The sequence below is a fragment of the Treponema brennaborense DSM 12168 genome, assembly GCF_000212415.1.
Taxonomy (GTDB): Bacteria; Spirochaetota; Spirochaetia; order Treponematales; family Treponemataceae; genus Treponema_F; species Treponema_F brennaborense.
In genome coordinates this window covers 552,368-569,047 of sequence record NC_015500.1, presented here as the reverse complement: position 1 = coordinate 569,047, position 16,680 = coordinate 552,368, and the positions used below count along the sequence as shown (strand labels likewise).

The window sequence follows — 16,680 nt, the reverse complement described above, 5'->3', positions numbered from 1 at the left end:
GCGCGGCGTTTCGGCAAACACGCGCCGTTACGGCGTATCTTCCGCGCGACCGTCGTGAAGTTCGGCGACGGTCGTTTCCGCTCCGCCGCCGGCCACTACCTGCTCGATACGGTCGGGACTTCCCATAATGAACAGGATATCGTCGTTATGTATCAACGTGTTGCCCCGCGGTGACAGGATTTTTCCGTCGCGCACCATAGACGACACGACGATATCTTCCGGCAGGGAAAGCTCTGCGAGGCGTTTACCGCTCCACGGCGAATCTTCGTGAATCTGCACGTCGACTACGTCGAACTCCGTTTTATCCAGAGCGAACAACTCCAGCGAATACGGCGAATGTACCTGCTTTGAAACGGACAGGCCAAGCTTTTCCGCTAAAAACGACAGCGTCGTACCCTGCAGCAGACAGGAAAGCGCTACGACGAAAAACACGATGTTAAAAATCAGCGAATCCGGGTCAAGTCCGAACGCAGCCGGATACGTTGCAAGCACGACCGGCACCGCACCTTTAAGTCCGCCCCAGGAAATGAACAGACGGTCTTTGAACGAAAACCGGAACGGAGCCGTACACAAAAACACCGTAACCGGCCGGGCGATAAAAATCAGCGCCGCGGCAAGAATCAAACCTTCCTGCCAAACGCCGGCAACGGAACGGGGAAAAACCAATATACCGAGCAGCAAAAACACGAACATGTTCGCAAACGAGGAAACGCCGGATATGAAATGTGAAACGCCGCGGCGGAACACGAAATCTGTATTGCCCATCCAGTATCCGGCAAAAAAGACGGCGATCGTACCGTTCGCCCCCATAATATCCGCCGTACTGTAAATGGACAGCACGGATCCGACGTATAAAACGTAAAACATCGCCTGATTTCCGCTGCCGAAATGATTGAACAGCCACACTGCGACTTTACTCAGCACGAATCCGGTAAGAATTCCGCCGCCGAACTGCCATGCCAGCCGCGCAACGAACAGCAGATAATCGGACGGGGCGGCGCTGCCCGCGTTCTGCACCAAATTGACCATAAAAAGCGTCAGCAGAATTGCCATCGGATCGTTCGCGGCGGATTCGATTTCGAGCGTGGAAGATACGTGACTTTTTACCGGACGTTCGCGCATAATGGTCATGACGGCGGCCGCGTCCGTAGAAGAAATAATGGAACCTATCAGGAACGAATACAGCCAGTCCATTTTGAGCAGAAAATGAATCAGCACGCCCAGACAGAGCGCCGTTACGATAATACCGACCGTCGCGAGCGTCAGCGACGGGCCGAAATATTTTTTCAGATTGGCGCGTTTCGTATTAAAGCCGCTGTCGAACAAAATGAACATCAGCGCAAAGTTTGCAAGATCGCGCGCAATCTCGTAATTGTCAAAATAAATCAGATTCAGAACGTCGCTTCCGGCTATCATACCGATTGCAAGAAATATCAGCAGCACCGGAATTCCCGAGCGGGAACTGATTTTTGAAGCGAACGTACCGGCAACGATCAGTATACCGAAAACGAGCAAAAGGGGGGCGGACATGGCAATTCCTCCTGAACCGTAGAGAATTGGATTTTTCCGTAACACGCCTGTGCGAACTGAAACGTCAGAACGAGGCTTTATTGTAGCGGGTGATCATATTATAAAATAAATATGAGTTTTTTAATATATCCCCGCCGCCTCCTGTTTTTTTTAACGTAAAATTAACAAACGCATATCATGCGGAACACTGCGCGTAAAACATTTCAATATCTTTGCGGATGCCGAAAAACACGTCCACGAGCAGCGGATCGAACGCGCTGCACCGACCGCGGCCGATAATATCGAACGCTTCCGATAAGGAGAACGCCGGTTTGTACGGACGTTCGGAAACGAGCGCGTCGAATACGTCCGCAAGCGCCATAATGCGGGCGGACAGCGGAATCGCCGTTCCCCTCAGCCCGAAATAGCCGCTGCCGTCCCATTTTTCATGATGAAAATAGGCGACCTCTTTTGCAATCTCATAAATATGCGGATCAAGGATCTCCTTAAAATTACGGTCAATCAATTCACCGCCGCTTTGCGCGTGCCGCTTGATAACTTCAAATTCCTCGTCGGAAAGTTTTCCGCATTTTTCGAGGATCGCATCCGGTACCGTTATTTTGCCTATATCGTGCAGCGGCGCAACTTGTTCAAGCAATCGGGCGTAATCTTCGGTTATTTCACCGTACGTGCCGCGTTTATGCAGTTCTTTGGCAAGAATGCTTACGTAGCCGCTGGTTCGCTTGATATGGCCGCCGGTAAAATTGCTTTTTTCTTCAAGCATGGCGGAAAACGCAAAGATCGTTTTCCACTGCCGCTCCGCCAACTTTTCGGTACGTTTTTTGACTTCGTATTCCAAGTGAACTTTTTGATCGATGACGGTGGCGTATTCACGGTAATGCATCGTAACGTCTTTTGCAACGATCACGTATCCGCGTTTTTTTTGCGTTCATCCGCAAGCGTGAACGCCTGTTCGTAATAGCACCGATCGTTACACTTCAGATAATTTTCCGGAAATATTTTCAAAAACAGGAACTGTTTTTGCTGTTCCGTATCCGCAATCAGCATGTCCACTTGCTGTTTGTCAAAGCACATGCTGTTGTTGAACGTCATATACTGATCGTACACCCGCTTTGCAATATTGTTCATATAACGGACGGTGTACGAACTGTCAAGAATGATAATACCGTCGTCTATCGTCTGCATGATTTTCTCAAACGCAAATTTATGAATATCGAATAACGAACCTTTTTTAATCAGATATATGAACGATAATTCGGTTATCAGCAGTCCGGCCGCGATCGGCGTCAGTAAAATGACGTTTTTGAAGCAGAATCTCAGAAGAAAATAGATGCCGGCGGAAAACATGATACTGACATAAAAAAGCAGTATTTCAAAAACCGATCGGTTTTTATCCGATATGATTTTATACACGAACAAGGCGCTGAACACAATCGCATAAATAATGAGCGTAACGATAAGCATATCGTAGTTTAACGAAAAATCGCTTTTGAACAGATTGCCGATACTGCCAAATCCGAACAGCGTGCTGACTCCGTAATAGACGCCGTTATATTTGAATACCCAGCCCAAAATAATTTCAAACACGTTGCCGCACGTCAATATTACCCAACACATTTTGGGAATACGCAGCGAACAGATACTGCAAAAAATGAACGCTATCAATTCATAAATGAAACCGGAACAGAAAATCAGTATTTCCACACCTAAAATTTCAACTTCAACCGAAATTCCGCTGTTATATATGACGCAGGAAACCCAAACGACGGCAACGAAACTGGAAAGCAGCATAATAAGATTCTGTTCCCGCGACGGTTCCATTTTATAAACGGAGTACAGACATCCGCTGGCACCGCTCAGTCCCAGTACTGAAATAACGATTTGTACGGCGGAATGAATGAACGAATACTGCATAAAACTCCTTTAATTATCAGTTTCCAATTTGAAAAAAACGATCGAATCCTGCAGCGTTTGCGACTGCGCGGCCAATTCCTCAGCCATTGCGGCGAGCTGCTCGGACGAAGCGGCGTTCTGCTGCGTTACGCCGTCCATTTGCACGATTGCACCGGTAACTTGCTGAACGCCGGTATTCTGCTCTTTACAAGCCGCGGCAATTTCCTGCACCAGATCGCCGGTCTTCCGAATGTCGGGAACCATGCCGCTGATAAGCTCTCCGCTTTCTTCGGCAACCGCCACACTGTGTACGGAAAGATCCTTGATTTCCGACGCGGCGATCTGACTTCTTTCGGATAATTTACGGACTTCGCTCGCCACGACGGCAAAACCTTTCCCCGACTCTCCGGCACGCGCGGCTTCTATGGCTGCGTTGAGCGCGAGCAGATTCGTTTGATTCGCAATATCTTCTATTATATTGATCTTTGACGCGATAGCTTCCATCGCTTCTACCGCACGCGAAACGGCTTGATTACCGCGCGTACTCGAGTCGACGGCTTTTGCGGCAATAACGGACGTATGTTCGGCGTTATCGGCGTTCTGTTTGATGATCGACGCAATCTGTTCCATCGTGGCGCTCACTTCTTCCGTAGAAGCCGCCTGCTCGGAGGCACCGCTCGACACGCTCTGACTGGCTGAACTGATCTGAGCGGCTCCCGCGGAAATTTGCGAACAGGAGCTGATTATTACCTGTAAAATGTCCCGCAACTTATCCGACAGGATATGTACGGCAAACAGCATACTCGACGTGTCGTGCGGTTTTACGTCGACATGGACGGAAAGATCGCCGTTGCCGATGCGCGAAAGCATTTCGACCGCGTAATGCGGCTCACCGCCGATCGCATGCAGAATAAAATTGGTAACGTTTACGGCAATAAAAATGGAGAGAACTACGGCAAAGAACAGGAGTCCCGAAATGACCATAAGCAGCAGCGTGCCGATCTCGTCGCACTGCGCGTTTTCCGTTGAAGCCATTTCAATTTTCCGATCCAGCATGTCGTCCAACGCTCCGCCGATCCTCGTCTGAAAAACCGTTCCCTGATCCATGATAAGCGCTTTTGCCGCCAGCAGATCCTCTCGATTACCGGTTTCGGCATACGTGTTTATCAGATTCCGTAAATCGCCCGTTTTATACGTGATAAACTCGTTGAACGCCACCTCAAGTTCGTTACAGCTGTCCAGCACTGCAGGATCCGAAACCCTTGAGCGAAAATCGCTCAGCGCCTGCCGAAACCCGATTTCCGCAGCGTCGTCGTCTTTACGCGACTGCTCCAACTGATCGGTAAAGACCAGCGCGCCGCGTACCGTCGATCGCAGCTGATTGTAATAACGGATCATGTATGCAACATACGGCATCGACTCCGTATGATTCGCATACATGTCCGTCATTTTTTTATTGATAATTCTCATCCCCATAATGCCCGCGACACCGACCAATACCGTAAGTACTAAAATCAGCGCGAAGCTTCCCGTAACCCGTAATTTAAGCGATAATTTCATAACAACTCCTTCTGTTCCGGACGCCGAACGCACTTTCTCTCAGTACCGGCGGCAGATCATATTTTGAACGTATCGATTTCAGTTTTAATGCTCTGAATCGAATCTGACACGGCCGCGGCAACATCGGACAATGTGCTGCTGGCCGAATTGATACACGCCGCACCGGCGGTCATTTCTTCCGTACTGCAGGTAATCGAGGCGGCCGTATTCTGCAGCATTTCTATCTCCGCGAGGATAGATTCGTTTTCCGCGGCCATCGTTTTTGACGCGGAATCGACGTTCGCCGTACTGTCGTTCATGATGCGCAGCGAATCGAGAATCTGTTTGGAACCGATTTGCTGTTCTTCCATCGCCGAACTTATCTGGCGGATGACTTCGTCGGTCTGCCGTATGTGCGACGATACGGCGGTAAACACCTCTTTCGATTTTTCCGACGCGCGCACGACGCTTTCGATCGACGCAAGGATTTTTTTCAGTTCGTTTCCGATTGTGCGCGATTGCGCTGCGGACGTTTCCGAAAGTTTGCGAATCTCGTCGGCAACGACGGAAAATCCCTTTCCGGCGTCTCCGGCGTGAGCGGCTTCTATCGCCGCGTTCATTGAAAGCAGATTCGTCTGATCGGCAATATCGGCGATAACCGTATTCACTTCCATAAGCGCAGAAGACTGCTGCGCTATCAGAACGATCGCATCGTTCACCGACTGCTGATAGTGCAGTCCGTCCGTAACGGACGATTCCAATTCGTTGAATTTTCCCGCCATCTTTTCAACGGTGCTGCTGACCGCACTCGTGTTTCCGACCATTTGTTCAACCGCAGCGGACGCTTCCGTTACGCCCGACACTTGTTCCTGAATCATGGACTCCAGCATATCGATATTTTCCGTAATGCGGGTAACGGAACTGACCGTCTGATCTACGACGGCGGACTGATTGGCAATCTGCTTTGCAACGGAATCGATATTGCCCGTAATTTCGATCATGGAACTGGCCGAATTTTCCACGCATTCCCTGAGCTGATTTTCAACCTGTATCAGATCGGTTTCGGAATGTTTTACGTTTGAAACGATCTCGTGCAGTTTTGCCATAAAAGCGTTGAACCCGTCTACGAGCCGCCCTACTTCGTCGTTGCGGTTTATATCGATCCGGTATTTCAAATCGGCCTCGCCGTGCGCAATGCCGGCAATGGCCTTTTCAACTGCTTTCAGCGGTTTCAGCGCCTTTGCTAAAAACAAGGCACTGAAAAGGAACAGTACGGCGCCGATACCGATGCAGACGAACAGCATCACCTGATGAATACGATCCGACTGTTCGTAAATCTGCGAAAACGGTATTTCAATACCGAACGACCACTCAGTTCCGTCAATCGGGCTGTAAAACAGACACACCCGGCCCCGGTCGTCTGCAAACGAAGCTAAACCGCTCTGCAAAGCGACCATATTCTGTGCAGCTCGAGCGAGAGTCTCGCTTACCGCGGAATCGTCTGCCGGCGCAATGTAATTCGTATTGAAAACGAGCGAGCTGTTCGTATGCGCAACGACCGCGCCGTTTCCTGCAAGTATAACGGCGCGGCTGTTTTCGCCAATGTGAATGGCGTCGATTATCGATTCAAAGACACGTACATTGGCACAGCCGGTAATCCAACCTATCAGTTTTCCCGACGCATCGTAAGCTGCCCTTGCAACAATGGTAATGACTTCTCCTGCCAAAAGATACGGTTCGGTTACATATGAACCAAGTTTACCGTTCACAAGCACTTTGAAATAAGGATAGTCTTGAACCGAGCGAACAGCACCGTTCGATAAATAAAGATTTCCGTCCATATCGATAAATCCGAAGGACATAAAATATTCAGTCGCAAAATTTCCGCTTTCTGCCAGCAGCGCTCGGATGCGTGGAATGCTGCCGGAAAGTACCGCCTTGTCGTCGGTAAAAAAACGCAATTCCGCATTATACATTCTGGCAGCCATCGAAATCTGCGCGGCACGGCTTTTTACCACCTGCAAACAAAAAGTTTCATATGCCGATTCCGAATATTTTTGCTCCAATACTGACAGATATCTGACTTGTACGACCTGAACAACAGTCAAACAGATCAACATACCCGCCACAAATCCGTACAGGATTTTACCTTTTTTAGATTTCTGATTTTCAGACAATCTCATTCCGTTCAAAAAAATCGACCTCCAAAGATGTATCTTATTTCAACTAAGATACATCTTGAATGGTCAATGGAAAAATGAAGAAAATTCTTTTTTAATGGACATTTTTACAAAATTTACATAAAATAAAATAAATGATCGTTTTCTTTTTTTGTTCGGTACCCTTTCGGTGAAACGCCGGTTGCCTTTTTGAACAACCGTGAAAAATAATACTGATCCGTATATCCGACTTTCATTGCTATTTCAGAGACGGATAAGCGGGTCAGCCGCAGATATTTACACGCTTGTTGGATCTTTCGATTTATAAAATATTCCATCGGAGCAAGACCCGTTTTATTTTTGAAAACCGTATTTAAACAACTTTTTGAAATATGCAGATGCTCCGCAATTTCGTCAAGAAACAGCACTTTATCCAAATTATCCTGCATATATCGGCTGGCTAACGCAAAATAATGGTCTTCAATTCCATCAGTAGGAGTTCTTTCTAGAAAAAAAACGGCGCAAATAATGATCCGCAATATGCTCGACGCACAAATGAAATTATCCAGCAGCCTGCTGTAACTGAGAATATCGAAAAGCCTGATGAAATAAAATTGTATCCTGTTGTCATCCTGCATCGATTTAATCAGAATCGGATGATCCGTATTCAAAGGCAACAACGGAACGTCGGTTCCGTCAAAATGAACCCACAGCAGCGTCCACGGCGTTTCCGCATCCGCATATAACCGATACGCAGTATTCGGCGAAATGCAGAATACGGATTTTTCCTGTATCGGTATCTTTGCGGAATCCAATTCAACGATTCCGCACCCTGAAACACAGTACAGCATAAGGTAACCGGGAACACCTTCCTGTCTGTTTACACCGTGATGTACGGCTTCGGGAATATAACCGGTTCCGGACACGTACAGCGGTTTTACTAGCGGATGCACGCACCATTCAGCCAGAAACTTCCTCGAAATGATGAATCGTTTTTCATCGTAAAAACCGTTTTCTTTAAACAAAAATGCCATTCTATTTTGTCCTTATAGTATTTTTGATATCATAATACGAACTTGACAAGTAAAATGCAAGATTTGAATGCTCAGTTTAACGAAATCCGATACGGATACAAGTTGCCGCCTACTCTCGTGCCGCGTGCGAAGGCATAAAAAAACCGCCGGCAGAAACCAGCGGTTTTTGAAAGAGCCAACTTTCGGACTTGAACCGAATACCTGCACGTTACGAGGGTGCTGCTCTGCCAGGTGAGCTAAGTTGGCAATAACGAACGTTACTATACCAAAAAAAATAAAAGTGGTCAAGAGGCTCGCTGAGTCCGCCGGGAATCAACAAGACGTTTCATATCCACAATATTGTTGACAATAATATAATTGTCAAACACTTCGATTTTACGCTTTTCGACCAGTTTGTTGACTTCATCCCTCACGGCTTCCAGCGGCAAACCGGCCCAATGCGAAATATCGGGAATCGTCAAACTGAACCGGCGCACTTTATCGTTCGGATTAACCGGCGGAGTCATCTCGTCAAACATCAAAAACACGTCGGCAATGCGCGCCGACAAATCGGAAATGACCAAAATACGCAGCCGCCGCTTCTGATCGTAAATGCGCTTGCAGAACAGTTTCAGCAATATCAGCGCAATCTGCGGATTTCCCGTTATCAAAACTTCAAAGTTTTCCTTATTGAATTCAAGTACTTCCACCGTATCGATCGCCACGCACGTAGCCGAACGCGGTGAATTTTCAAGAATTGCCATTTCACCGAAAAACTCACCGGGACGCAGAATATCAAGATTTTTGCGCGAACCGTTCGCGCATTTTACCAGCTGAACGGAACCGGACTGAATCAGATAAAACGTCTGTCCGGGTTCGTATTCTGAAATGATGACGGAACCCGGCTCGAACGTTTTGGCAAACCGGGCAAACGCAGGCAGCGAAAATTGCTTCATTGCGCCGGACATATCGGCGGTTGTCGTTTCTTCAATCCGATTCACGCGGTGCTGCATTTTGTCCATACGCAGTTTTGCATCCGCATACAATCGGACAACCTGATCTTTTGCTGCGGAAGTCGCGTACAATTTCAAGAATTTCAGACAAACGTCGCAGCAGGAACGATACTGCTCTTCATCGTAAAAACTTTGCGCAACGGCGAGCATACCGTTTTGAACGTTCACTTCCTTGCCGCTGCTCAAAATGGATTCGCTCTTCTTGTGAACGGCGCGCAGCTGATTGGAAAACACGCGGAGCATCTTCATGATGATCTGTTTATTGCTGCTGAACAGTTTTTCAAATTCCGCCACCGTCATCGAAATCGTAATGGAATCGGTCAGAACGGTTGCCGTTTCTTCGCGCGGAGAATGACCTAAAGCCGATTTTACGCCGAAAAATTCCCCCTCGCGGATATGCTCCGTTACCGGATTACCGGTTTCAATATCCGCACTGGTCAGCAGGATCATCCCTTTTTGCAGAATGAAAATCCGCTCGTCTTTGTCGCCCGAAAAATAAATAATCGAACCTTTCGTAAAGGGTGTAGCTTTGGGCATCGTATTCCCCCCGTTTATCTATGAAAATCCATTTTCTTTATGATAACACAAAATCGATTTTTATGCTATGCTTTCAGCATGATTGATTTACACACCCATTCAACCGCGTCGGACGGCAGCCTTCCGCCGTCCGAATTGATTTCATACGCGGCGGCAAAAGGTATACGCGTTTTAGCACTCACGGATCACGATACCGATTCAGGACTTACCGAAGCGGCGGACGCGGCAAGCCGGGCAGACGTTACGTTCGTCCCCGGTATCGAACTGAACGTTTCATGGCCCACCGGGGAATTCCATCTGCTCGGTTTGGGACTGCAGCACACCGATCCGGCACTTGCACGCATTATCGCCTTTTTGCAGGAAGGCCGAAAAAATCGGAATTCGCAGATCATAGAAAAAATGAAAAACGACGGATTCGACGTTTCACTTACCGAACTGCAGAGCGCATATCCCGGCGCGATTATCGGCAGACCGCATATCGCCGAATATTTCGTTCGGCAAAAAATATGCAAAAACCGGCAGCAGGCGTTCGATACGTACTTGGGCAAAGGCCGGCCGTATTACGTGGAACGGACCGGAGCCGATTTGGACGACGCTATCGGTGCCGTCTGCAAGTCGGGCGGCATTCCGGTGCTCGCACATCCGCTGTCTTTGTACGTTTCATGGGGCAAAATGGAACCGGTTCTTGCGGAGTTGAAAGAACGCGGCATACAGGGACTGGAAGCGTTTCATCCCGGAGCGCGCAAAACCGAAGCGCTCCGGCTTGAAGAACTGGCGCGGAAACTCGGCTTTTTCGTTACCGCCGGAAGCGATTTCCACGGAGAAAACGTCCGCAAAGACAGAAAAATAGGACATTCCAGCGGCGCGGAAAAAATCTCCGATCGGTTCTGGACTGAAGAGCTGGAGCCGCGTCTCGGCAGTGCCCGGCACTGAATCGGCTGCAAAATGAAGACGCGCCGGAACGAGACCGCCGCGCCCTTTTGAAACGGCAGCGAACCGGAAAATCAGCCGTTTACCGCCGCAACGGAATTACCGGCCCATATGTCGGAATCGAGCACTACGGAACGGCACGCCTCTCCCGCGATCAGTTTAACCAGCAGACCGGCGGCTGCTTCACCTTTCTCAAATCCGGGCTGATTTACCGCCGTCAGCTGCGGATACAGGACGGAACTCATCGGCAAAGCGTCGAACGTAACCACCGACACGTCTTCCGGAATGGAAAGCCCCACGTCCCGCACGGCTCGGTAAAATCCGTACGCCTGAATGGCCGCCATACAGCAGACGGCTGTCGGACGGTCTTTCCGCTTCAATTCCTGCAAGGCGATCTGATACGCCCGCTCGTACGTTGCACCGGTATCCACAAAATAAACGGCGCCGGCGTTTTCGGCAAGTTCGTGCCGCGCCGCTTCAAAAATCCCCGCCCGGCGGGCCTGCATCGTTTCCGATGAAGCGGTATCCGTCAAATCGGTGGAAATGGGTTCCAGCGTACAAACGCAGATGCGCCGGTGCCCGTGTTCAAGCAGCATTTCCGTCAGCTTCCGGGCGGCGCTTTTATCGTCGATACCGACGTTAACGTAATCGGAACTTTGCCCGGCGTCGATAGTAACGTACGGCATATTCCGCTGGCGGCACACGGCGTGAACGTCGCTCGTTCCCGTAACACCGATAATCACCAGTCCGTCGACGGCGGCGTTCAGTATCGTATGGGCAATTATTCCCTTGAACGGTGACAACACCAATATGGACAGCCCTTCGCGATCGCACACGGATCCGATTCCGCGGAGAATTTCGGTAATATACGGATTCTGAAACGTTTCGGGAATCGACTGCGGCAGAAGAATGCCGATCGATTTCGTTTCCCGTTTTGCCAAAATACGGGCCACGGGATCCGGAGAATATCCCATTTTTTCGGCAATTTCCATGATTCGCTGATACGTTTCGGACGAAATCCGTTCAGGAGAATTAAACGCAAAAGAAACGGCCGTCTTTGAAACGCCTGCTTTTTCCGCAAGATCTTTAATTGTTGGTTTACCCGATTTTGTCATAACACTTCTATTATAAACTGTTTTCCCAAAAAATCAACGAAAAAACGGATTTCTTTTCAGAATTAACGCATTACACTGTAAAAAACGTACAAATCATGCAAAAAAATACCAATAATATATATAAATCTTCCGTTTTCAGGAATCATATGCACATATTCAGTTTTTCACCGTTCGGTTACGAAGGAAGTCTGGTAACCGTCGAAGTAGACTTGCGGCGCGGTATTCCCGCGATCGATATGGTGGGACTTGCCGACGGAGCCGTACGCGAATCGCGGGAGCGAATGCGCGCAGCTGTCCGGAACGCGGGATTCGAGTTTCCGCCCGAACGGATTCTTATCAGCCTGTCGCCGGCCGATATCAAAAAAGAAGGAGCCGCCTTTGATCTTGCAATCGCACTCGCCGTGCTTGCGGCCGCAAAAAAACTTCCCTGCACGTGCGCGGAAACGGCGGCGGTTTTGGTTATGGGCGAGTTGGAACTTTCGGGTAAAATCCGGCCGGTACGGGGAATATACGCGGCGGCGGCAACTGCGGCGGAACGCGGCATTTCGCGCTGTATCGTTCCGAAAGCGAACGCGGCGGAAGCGGCTGCCGTTCCGGGAATGCGCGTGTGCGCGGCGGGCGACGTGCGGCAGGCGTTTCAGGCACTCTATGACCCCAAAGCGTTCGTTTCCGCCGGTGAACAGCCGCCGCGGAGTACCGGATTCCCCGAATTTCAGGAAACGACGGCGGCTCTTGAATTCGCGGATGTAAAAGCGCAGCCGTTTTTGGTACGCGGACTGCAGATTGCCGCCGCCGGCAGACACAACGTGCTCGCGTACGGTGCGCCCGGCTGCGGTAAAACGCTCGCGCTGCAGCGGTTTCCGGCGCTGCTGCCGCTGCTGACCGCCGAACAGTCCCGGCCGGTTACCCGCATTTACAGTCTCGCGGGACTGCTTCCGCCCGACCATGCGGAAATCACGCAGGCGCCGTTCCGAATGCCGCATCAAAGCGCGAGCATGGAAGGAATCGCCGGCGGCGGAATTTTATGCCGTCCCGGAGAAATATCGCTCGCACACAACGGCGTGCTCTTTCTTGACGAAGCGTTTGAATTCAAGCAAAGCGTATTGCAGACACTGCGCGTACCGCTTGAAAGCGGCCGAATCACGCTGAGCAGGGCCGGCAGAACGACGACGTACCCGGCGCAATTTCAGCTGCTCGCCGCGGCAAACCCCTGCCCCTGCGGTAATTTCGGCATACCGGGAAAAATCTGTTTATGCAGCGCCCGCACGGTCGAACAGTACTGGAAGAAATTCTCGGCGCCGCTGCTCGACCGAATGGATATGCGGATTCCGGTGTTTCCGGCGGACGGAACCGAATGCCGGTCTACGGCGGAATTACGGGTGCAAATCGCCCAGGCTGCGGCGATTCAAAACGACCGGCAGGGAAAAAGCAACGCGAATCTGCTGCCGGAAGAACTGCAGCGTTACTGTCCGCAAACCGGTCCGGCGAAACGGCTGCTGGAAACGGCTACACGCACGTACCGTTTTTCACTCCGCGCCGTATCCGCCTGCCTGAAACTTGCCCGGACGATAGCCGATATGCAGCGTGAAGATATCATTACGGAAACGCATATACGGGAAGCGATAACTTACCGGAAAAACGAAGGAGGTTTGCATACGGAATTATACGCAGATTCGGAATGAAACGGCGGCACGTGCGGCAATAAAAAAGGCTGCCCGTTTGAAGTGTATTAAACAACTTCTTGGACAGCCCCTTCCTACCGGCGAAGAGACTTGAACTCTTACACGGTCACCCGCAACAGATTTTGAGTCTGTCGTGTCTACCATTCCACCACGCCGGCGCGGTTTTTATACTTTATCACACGCGATAAAAAAAATCAAGATACCGGCGCGGATTCTTCGGTACGTACCGACAATCGTCGGCAATCACCGTCAATCGTCGGCAATCACCGTCAATTGTCGCCGAACAACCGGCGGGCTTCAAGATAAAAGCGCTTTTCGCTGGCTTCACCCATTGAAAAACTTTTCCGCGGCAGCGGACCGCATTCCGCAATCGTAGAAAAAAAGCTTTCTTTTGCGATCGGCGGAAGCAGGATCGCGCACGCATTCCGCTGCGCACCGAGCCTGAACACTTCTTCGCTGCCGTGAATGTAGTCGATTTCGGGGACGTCTTTGCTGTTATACGCGGCGCCCATTTCGGCAGCTTTCAAAAATACGTCCAAAACCGGCTGCAGGCGGCTTACGGCAAGTTCCGTAACGGCAGTCTTCAGGCAGAAATATCGGGCGTTTCCCTGTTCGTCCGGATACACGAATCCGAACGACGCACCCGATTCGTGCGGACGGCCGCATACGCCGACGTTCGACGCAAGAGCGTCGGCGGACGGGCACTCCGTAACGGTGCCGCCGAGCTGCTCCGCGCAGTATGCCAACAATTTTTCGGGATCAACGTTGAACAACACGCGGTGAATGGGCTCGAACGTTAAACCGTCGTCGTATATATTGACGATTTCAACAAGCGCGTAGCGGACGGGAGACTGTTTCAGCTGCCCGTCCGTTGCACCGGCCGCCGTCAGGGAGCGCTTGTACTCATCCCAAACGGCTTTCGCCGTTGCAAGGGAATGGTTTCCGTCGCCCACGGCGAACAGGAACACGGAACCGTCCGCCGCGGTATTGGCCGCGGAAAGTTTTTCAAGCGCCGCTGCAACTCCGTCGAGCGCGGCGCCCGCGACGCCGTATCCGGCAAGCCGTCCGGCACCGAGCATCAATTCGCCGTCGTACAGCGGTGTGCAGCCGTTTTTTACCGCGGTTCCGCACGCTTCAACCAGCGTACGTTCCGGATCGTTTACCAGCAGCATGATGTGCGGCAATTCGAGCGCGGCGCCGCGCCGGATCTCCATGCGGGGCGGAATACGTTCGGGAATCGTCGCTTCCGTGGCACGAATCAACGCCGCTGAAAACGGCTTCCATTCGTACGTTTCAAGATCGACGGCCGCAATCAAACCTTTACGGACGCGGCCGTATTCCGTCGTGCGTTCAAGATATATGAACCCCTCGAAGGGGTCGACAAACACACCGCTTTTAAGATACGCTTCCATGCAGCGGTGAATTTCCGCGATACGCTCGGATTTATCGGCGTCGTTCAGATATACTTCCGGCAGAATGAGATTCAGTGCGGAAGGATTTCCGGCCGCAGCCGCTTCCGCCTTTTTCCAATAACCGCGATCCTGCGTATACTGATCGCAGGCAATTACGGCCCAAGATTTCAAATCGCCTGAATTCCGCGGCAGCAAAATCTGCGGGACAGACAGTCCGAACTTATCAAAATTTTTCATGGCGACAGTATACCGTAAAACGGGGATTTTATGCTATACTTAACGTATGGAGGATGTATGCCGGGATTCAGCATGAACGTTTCACAGCAGCAGCGGCAATCGCTGCACATGAAAATGAATCCTCAGATGCTCCAATCGCTTTCACTGCTGACGATGAACGCGGCCGAACTGCGCGATTATATATATGAAGAAACGCAGCGGAATCCGGCGCTGGAAATAACGCGCGACGCGCAGCCGGAAACCGTAACGGTCAGTAAAATATCGGCACGCACCGGAGAGCGGATCGTTTCGTCCGGCGGCAATACGGCTGCGAGCGACGATTTTCAGGCATTTATAGAAAGCGCACCGCAGCCCGAAGAATCGCTGCAGGAACATTTGACCGCCCAATACCGGCTGCAGACCTCTGATCGGGCCGAACTGCATCTTGCCGAAAAGATTATCGGTAACCTCGATTCGCGAGGATTCCACCTTGCGCCGCCGGAATCGCTGCTGGATCCGGCACGGCCGGAAGAAACGCCGGAACTGCTGAATCGGTGCATCAGGACGATACGGCATTTGGACCCGGTAGGATGCGCCGCGGCCGACGTAACGGAAACCCTGCTGATACAGGCGGATAACGCACCCTACGTGCCGCCGCTCGCACGGTACTTGCTGAACGGACGGCTTGATCTTCTTGAAAAACCCCGGCCGCCGCTCGTGCTGAAAAAATTGCAGGCGCTCGCCGAGACGGACGAAATACCGCCGCCGCTTACCGAAGCGTCCGTAACGGAAGCGCTCGACTTCATAAAAACCCTTGATCCGCTGCCGGCACGCAATTACGCGAGTTCGGCAACGGCGTACGTTTCTCCGGATATCCGCGTTACCCGGCTGCCGGCGGACGAGGAAGGCGCGTGGCGGTTTGAAGTTGAACTCACTCGCAGCTCGTTTCCGGAAATTGCGCTTTCGCCTGTTTTTACCGAACTGGCCGAATCACCGCTGCCGAAAACCGAATCGGAAAAACAAGGCCGAAAATTCGCAAAAGAAGCCGTCCGCGACGCGCAATGGTTCATTTCGGCAGTCGAGCAGCGCGAATCGACGCTTCTCAAAACGGGCCGCGCGATCGTATCCGCACAGCGCGCTTTTTTTGAAGCGGGACCGCGAGCGCTCGCACCGCTGAGGATGAAAGACATCGCGGAAATCGTCGGCGTTCACGAAACGACCGTATCGCGCATCGCAAACGGCAAGTATCTGCAATGCGAATGGGGATTGTTTGAAATCAAGTATTTCTTTTCATCGCAAGTGTCGCGCGCGGCACCGGTAAGCGCGAATGCGCCGCAGCTCGCGAATATATCGCCGGTAAGCGCAAAGGCGGCACCGGTAAGCGCGAATGCGCCGCAGCTCGCACCGCTGCCGAAAGCATCGGGAGCCACGCAGCGGGACGCACCGCTTTCAAAGGAAAGCGTAAAATTTGAACTGAAAGCGCTCATAGACGGATACCGTGCGGCGCACCCCGGCGCGAAGCCGCTTTCCGATCAAAAACTTTCAGACTTGCTTGCGGAACGGGGAATACGCGCGGCCCGGAGAACCGTAGCAAAATATCGGACGGAACTTAACATAGATTCGTCTTTCGACAGGAAATAA

General features: G+C 51.2%; 12 protein-coding genes and 2 tRNA genes. 3 read left to right on the top strand and 11 right to left on the bottom strand.

Features of this window, described 5'->3' with window-relative positions; genetic code table 11:
• Positions 1-27 precede the first annotated feature (27 nt).
• The 8 genes from TREBR_RS02320 to TREBR_RS14005 form a co-directional block, all read right to left on the bottom strand.
• A complete protein-coding gene (locus TREBR_RS02320; RefSeq protein WP_013757623.1) occupies positions 28-1,530 on the bottom strand; it encodes a potassium/proton antiporter in 1,503 nt (500 codons plus the stop codon).
• A gap of 175 nt (positions 1,531-1,705) precedes the next feature.
• Positions 1,706-2,437 carry an HD-GYP domain-containing protein gene (locus TREBR_RS02315; protein ID WP_013757622.1) on the bottom strand — a complete coding sequence of 244 codons (732 nt, stop codon included), beginning with the start codon at positions 2,435-2,437 and terminating at the stop codon, positions 1,706-1,708.
• Positions 2,434-3,444, bottom strand: a complete 1,011-nt coding sequence (locus TREBR_RS02310; RefSeq protein ID WP_013757621.1) for a hypothetical protein — start codon at positions 3,442-3,444, stop codon at positions 2,434-2,436. The genes TREBR_RS02315 and TREBR_RS02310 overlap by 4 nt, the downstream gene beginning before the upstream one ends.
• A 9-nt stretch (positions 3,445-3,453) precedes the next feature.
• Positions 3,454-4,983, bottom strand: coding sequence for a methyl-accepting chemotaxis protein (locus TREBR_RS02305; protein ID WP_013757620.1), 1,530 nt, complete (start codon positions 4,981-4,983; stop codon positions 3,454-3,456).
• 56 nt (positions 4,984-5,039) lie between these two features.
• On the bottom strand, positions 5,040-7,145 hold the full coding sequence (locus tag TREBR_RS02300; RefSeq protein WP_083816427.1) for a methyl-accepting chemotaxis protein: 2,106 nt from the start codon (positions 7,143-7,145) through the stop codon (positions 5,040-5,042).
• 113 nt (positions 7,146-7,258) lie between these two features.
• Positions 7,259-8,155 (bottom strand): AraC family transcriptional regulator, encoded by an 897-nt coding sequence (locus tag TREBR_RS13455; protein ID WP_013757618.1) that lies wholly within the window; start codon positions 8,153-8,155, stop codon positions 7,259-7,261.
• 173 nt (positions 8,156-8,328) lie between these two features.
• Positions 8,329-8,401, bottom strand: a tRNA-Thr gene (locus tag TREBR_RS02290).
• Between the two features lie 38 nt (positions 8,402-8,439).
• A complete protein-coding gene (locus tag TREBR_RS14005; RefSeq protein WP_013757617.1) occupies positions 8,440-9,684 on the bottom strand; it encodes a Crp/Fnr family transcriptional regulator in 1,245 nt (414 codons plus the stop codon).
• A 78-nt stretch (positions 9,685-9,762) separates the two neighbouring features.
• On the opposite strand from TREBR_RS14005, the gene TREBR_RS02280 reads away from it, so the two are divergent.
• The gene (locus TREBR_RS02280; protein ID WP_013757616.1) at positions 9,763-10,617 is read left to right on the top strand and encodes a PHP domain-containing protein; all 855 of its coding nucleotides are present in this window, start codon (positions 9,763-9,765) and stop codon (positions 10,615-10,617) included.
• Between the two features lie 71 nt (positions 10,618-10,688).
• Here TREBR_RS02280 and TREBR_RS02275 read toward each other — a convergent pair whose 3' ends face one another.
• Entirely contained in the window at positions 10,689-11,729 is a 1,041-nt protein-coding gene (locus TREBR_RS02275; protein WP_013757615.1) for a LacI family DNA-binding transcriptional regulator, read from the bottom strand.
• A 146-nt stretch (positions 11,730-11,875) separates the two neighbouring features.
• On the opposite strand from TREBR_RS02275, the gene TREBR_RS02270 reads away from it, so the two are divergent.
• Complete coding sequence (locus tag TREBR_RS02270; protein WP_013757614.1) at positions 11,876-13,411, top strand: YifB family Mg chelatase-like AAA ATPase; 1,536 nt, start codon at positions 11,876-11,878, stop codon at positions 13,409-13,411.
• Positions 13,412-13,486: 75 nt separating this feature from the next.
• Here TREBR_RS02270 and TREBR_RS02265 read toward each other — a convergent pair.
• Both TREBR_RS02265 and TREBR_RS02260 read right to left on the bottom strand, forming a co-directional pair.
• Positions 13,487-13,569: transfer RNA gene (locus TREBR_RS02265), tRNA-Leu, on the bottom strand.
• Between the two features lie 111 nt (positions 13,570-13,680).
• Positions 13,681-15,060, bottom strand: a complete 1,380-nt coding sequence (locus tag TREBR_RS02260) for a DUF1015 domain-containing protein (protein WP_013757613.1) — start codon at positions 15,058-15,060, stop codon at positions 13,681-13,683.
• A 57-nt stretch (positions 15,061-15,117) separates the two neighbouring features.
• Here TREBR_RS02260 and rpoN point away from each other — a divergent pair, with 57 nt between their 5' ends.
• Positions 15,118-16,680 carry an RNA polymerase factor sigma-54 gene (gene rpoN / locus TREBR_RS14600; protein WP_013757612.1) on the top strand — a complete coding sequence of 521 codons (1,563 nt, stop codon included), beginning with the start codon at positions 15,118-15,120 and terminating at the stop codon, positions 16,678-16,680.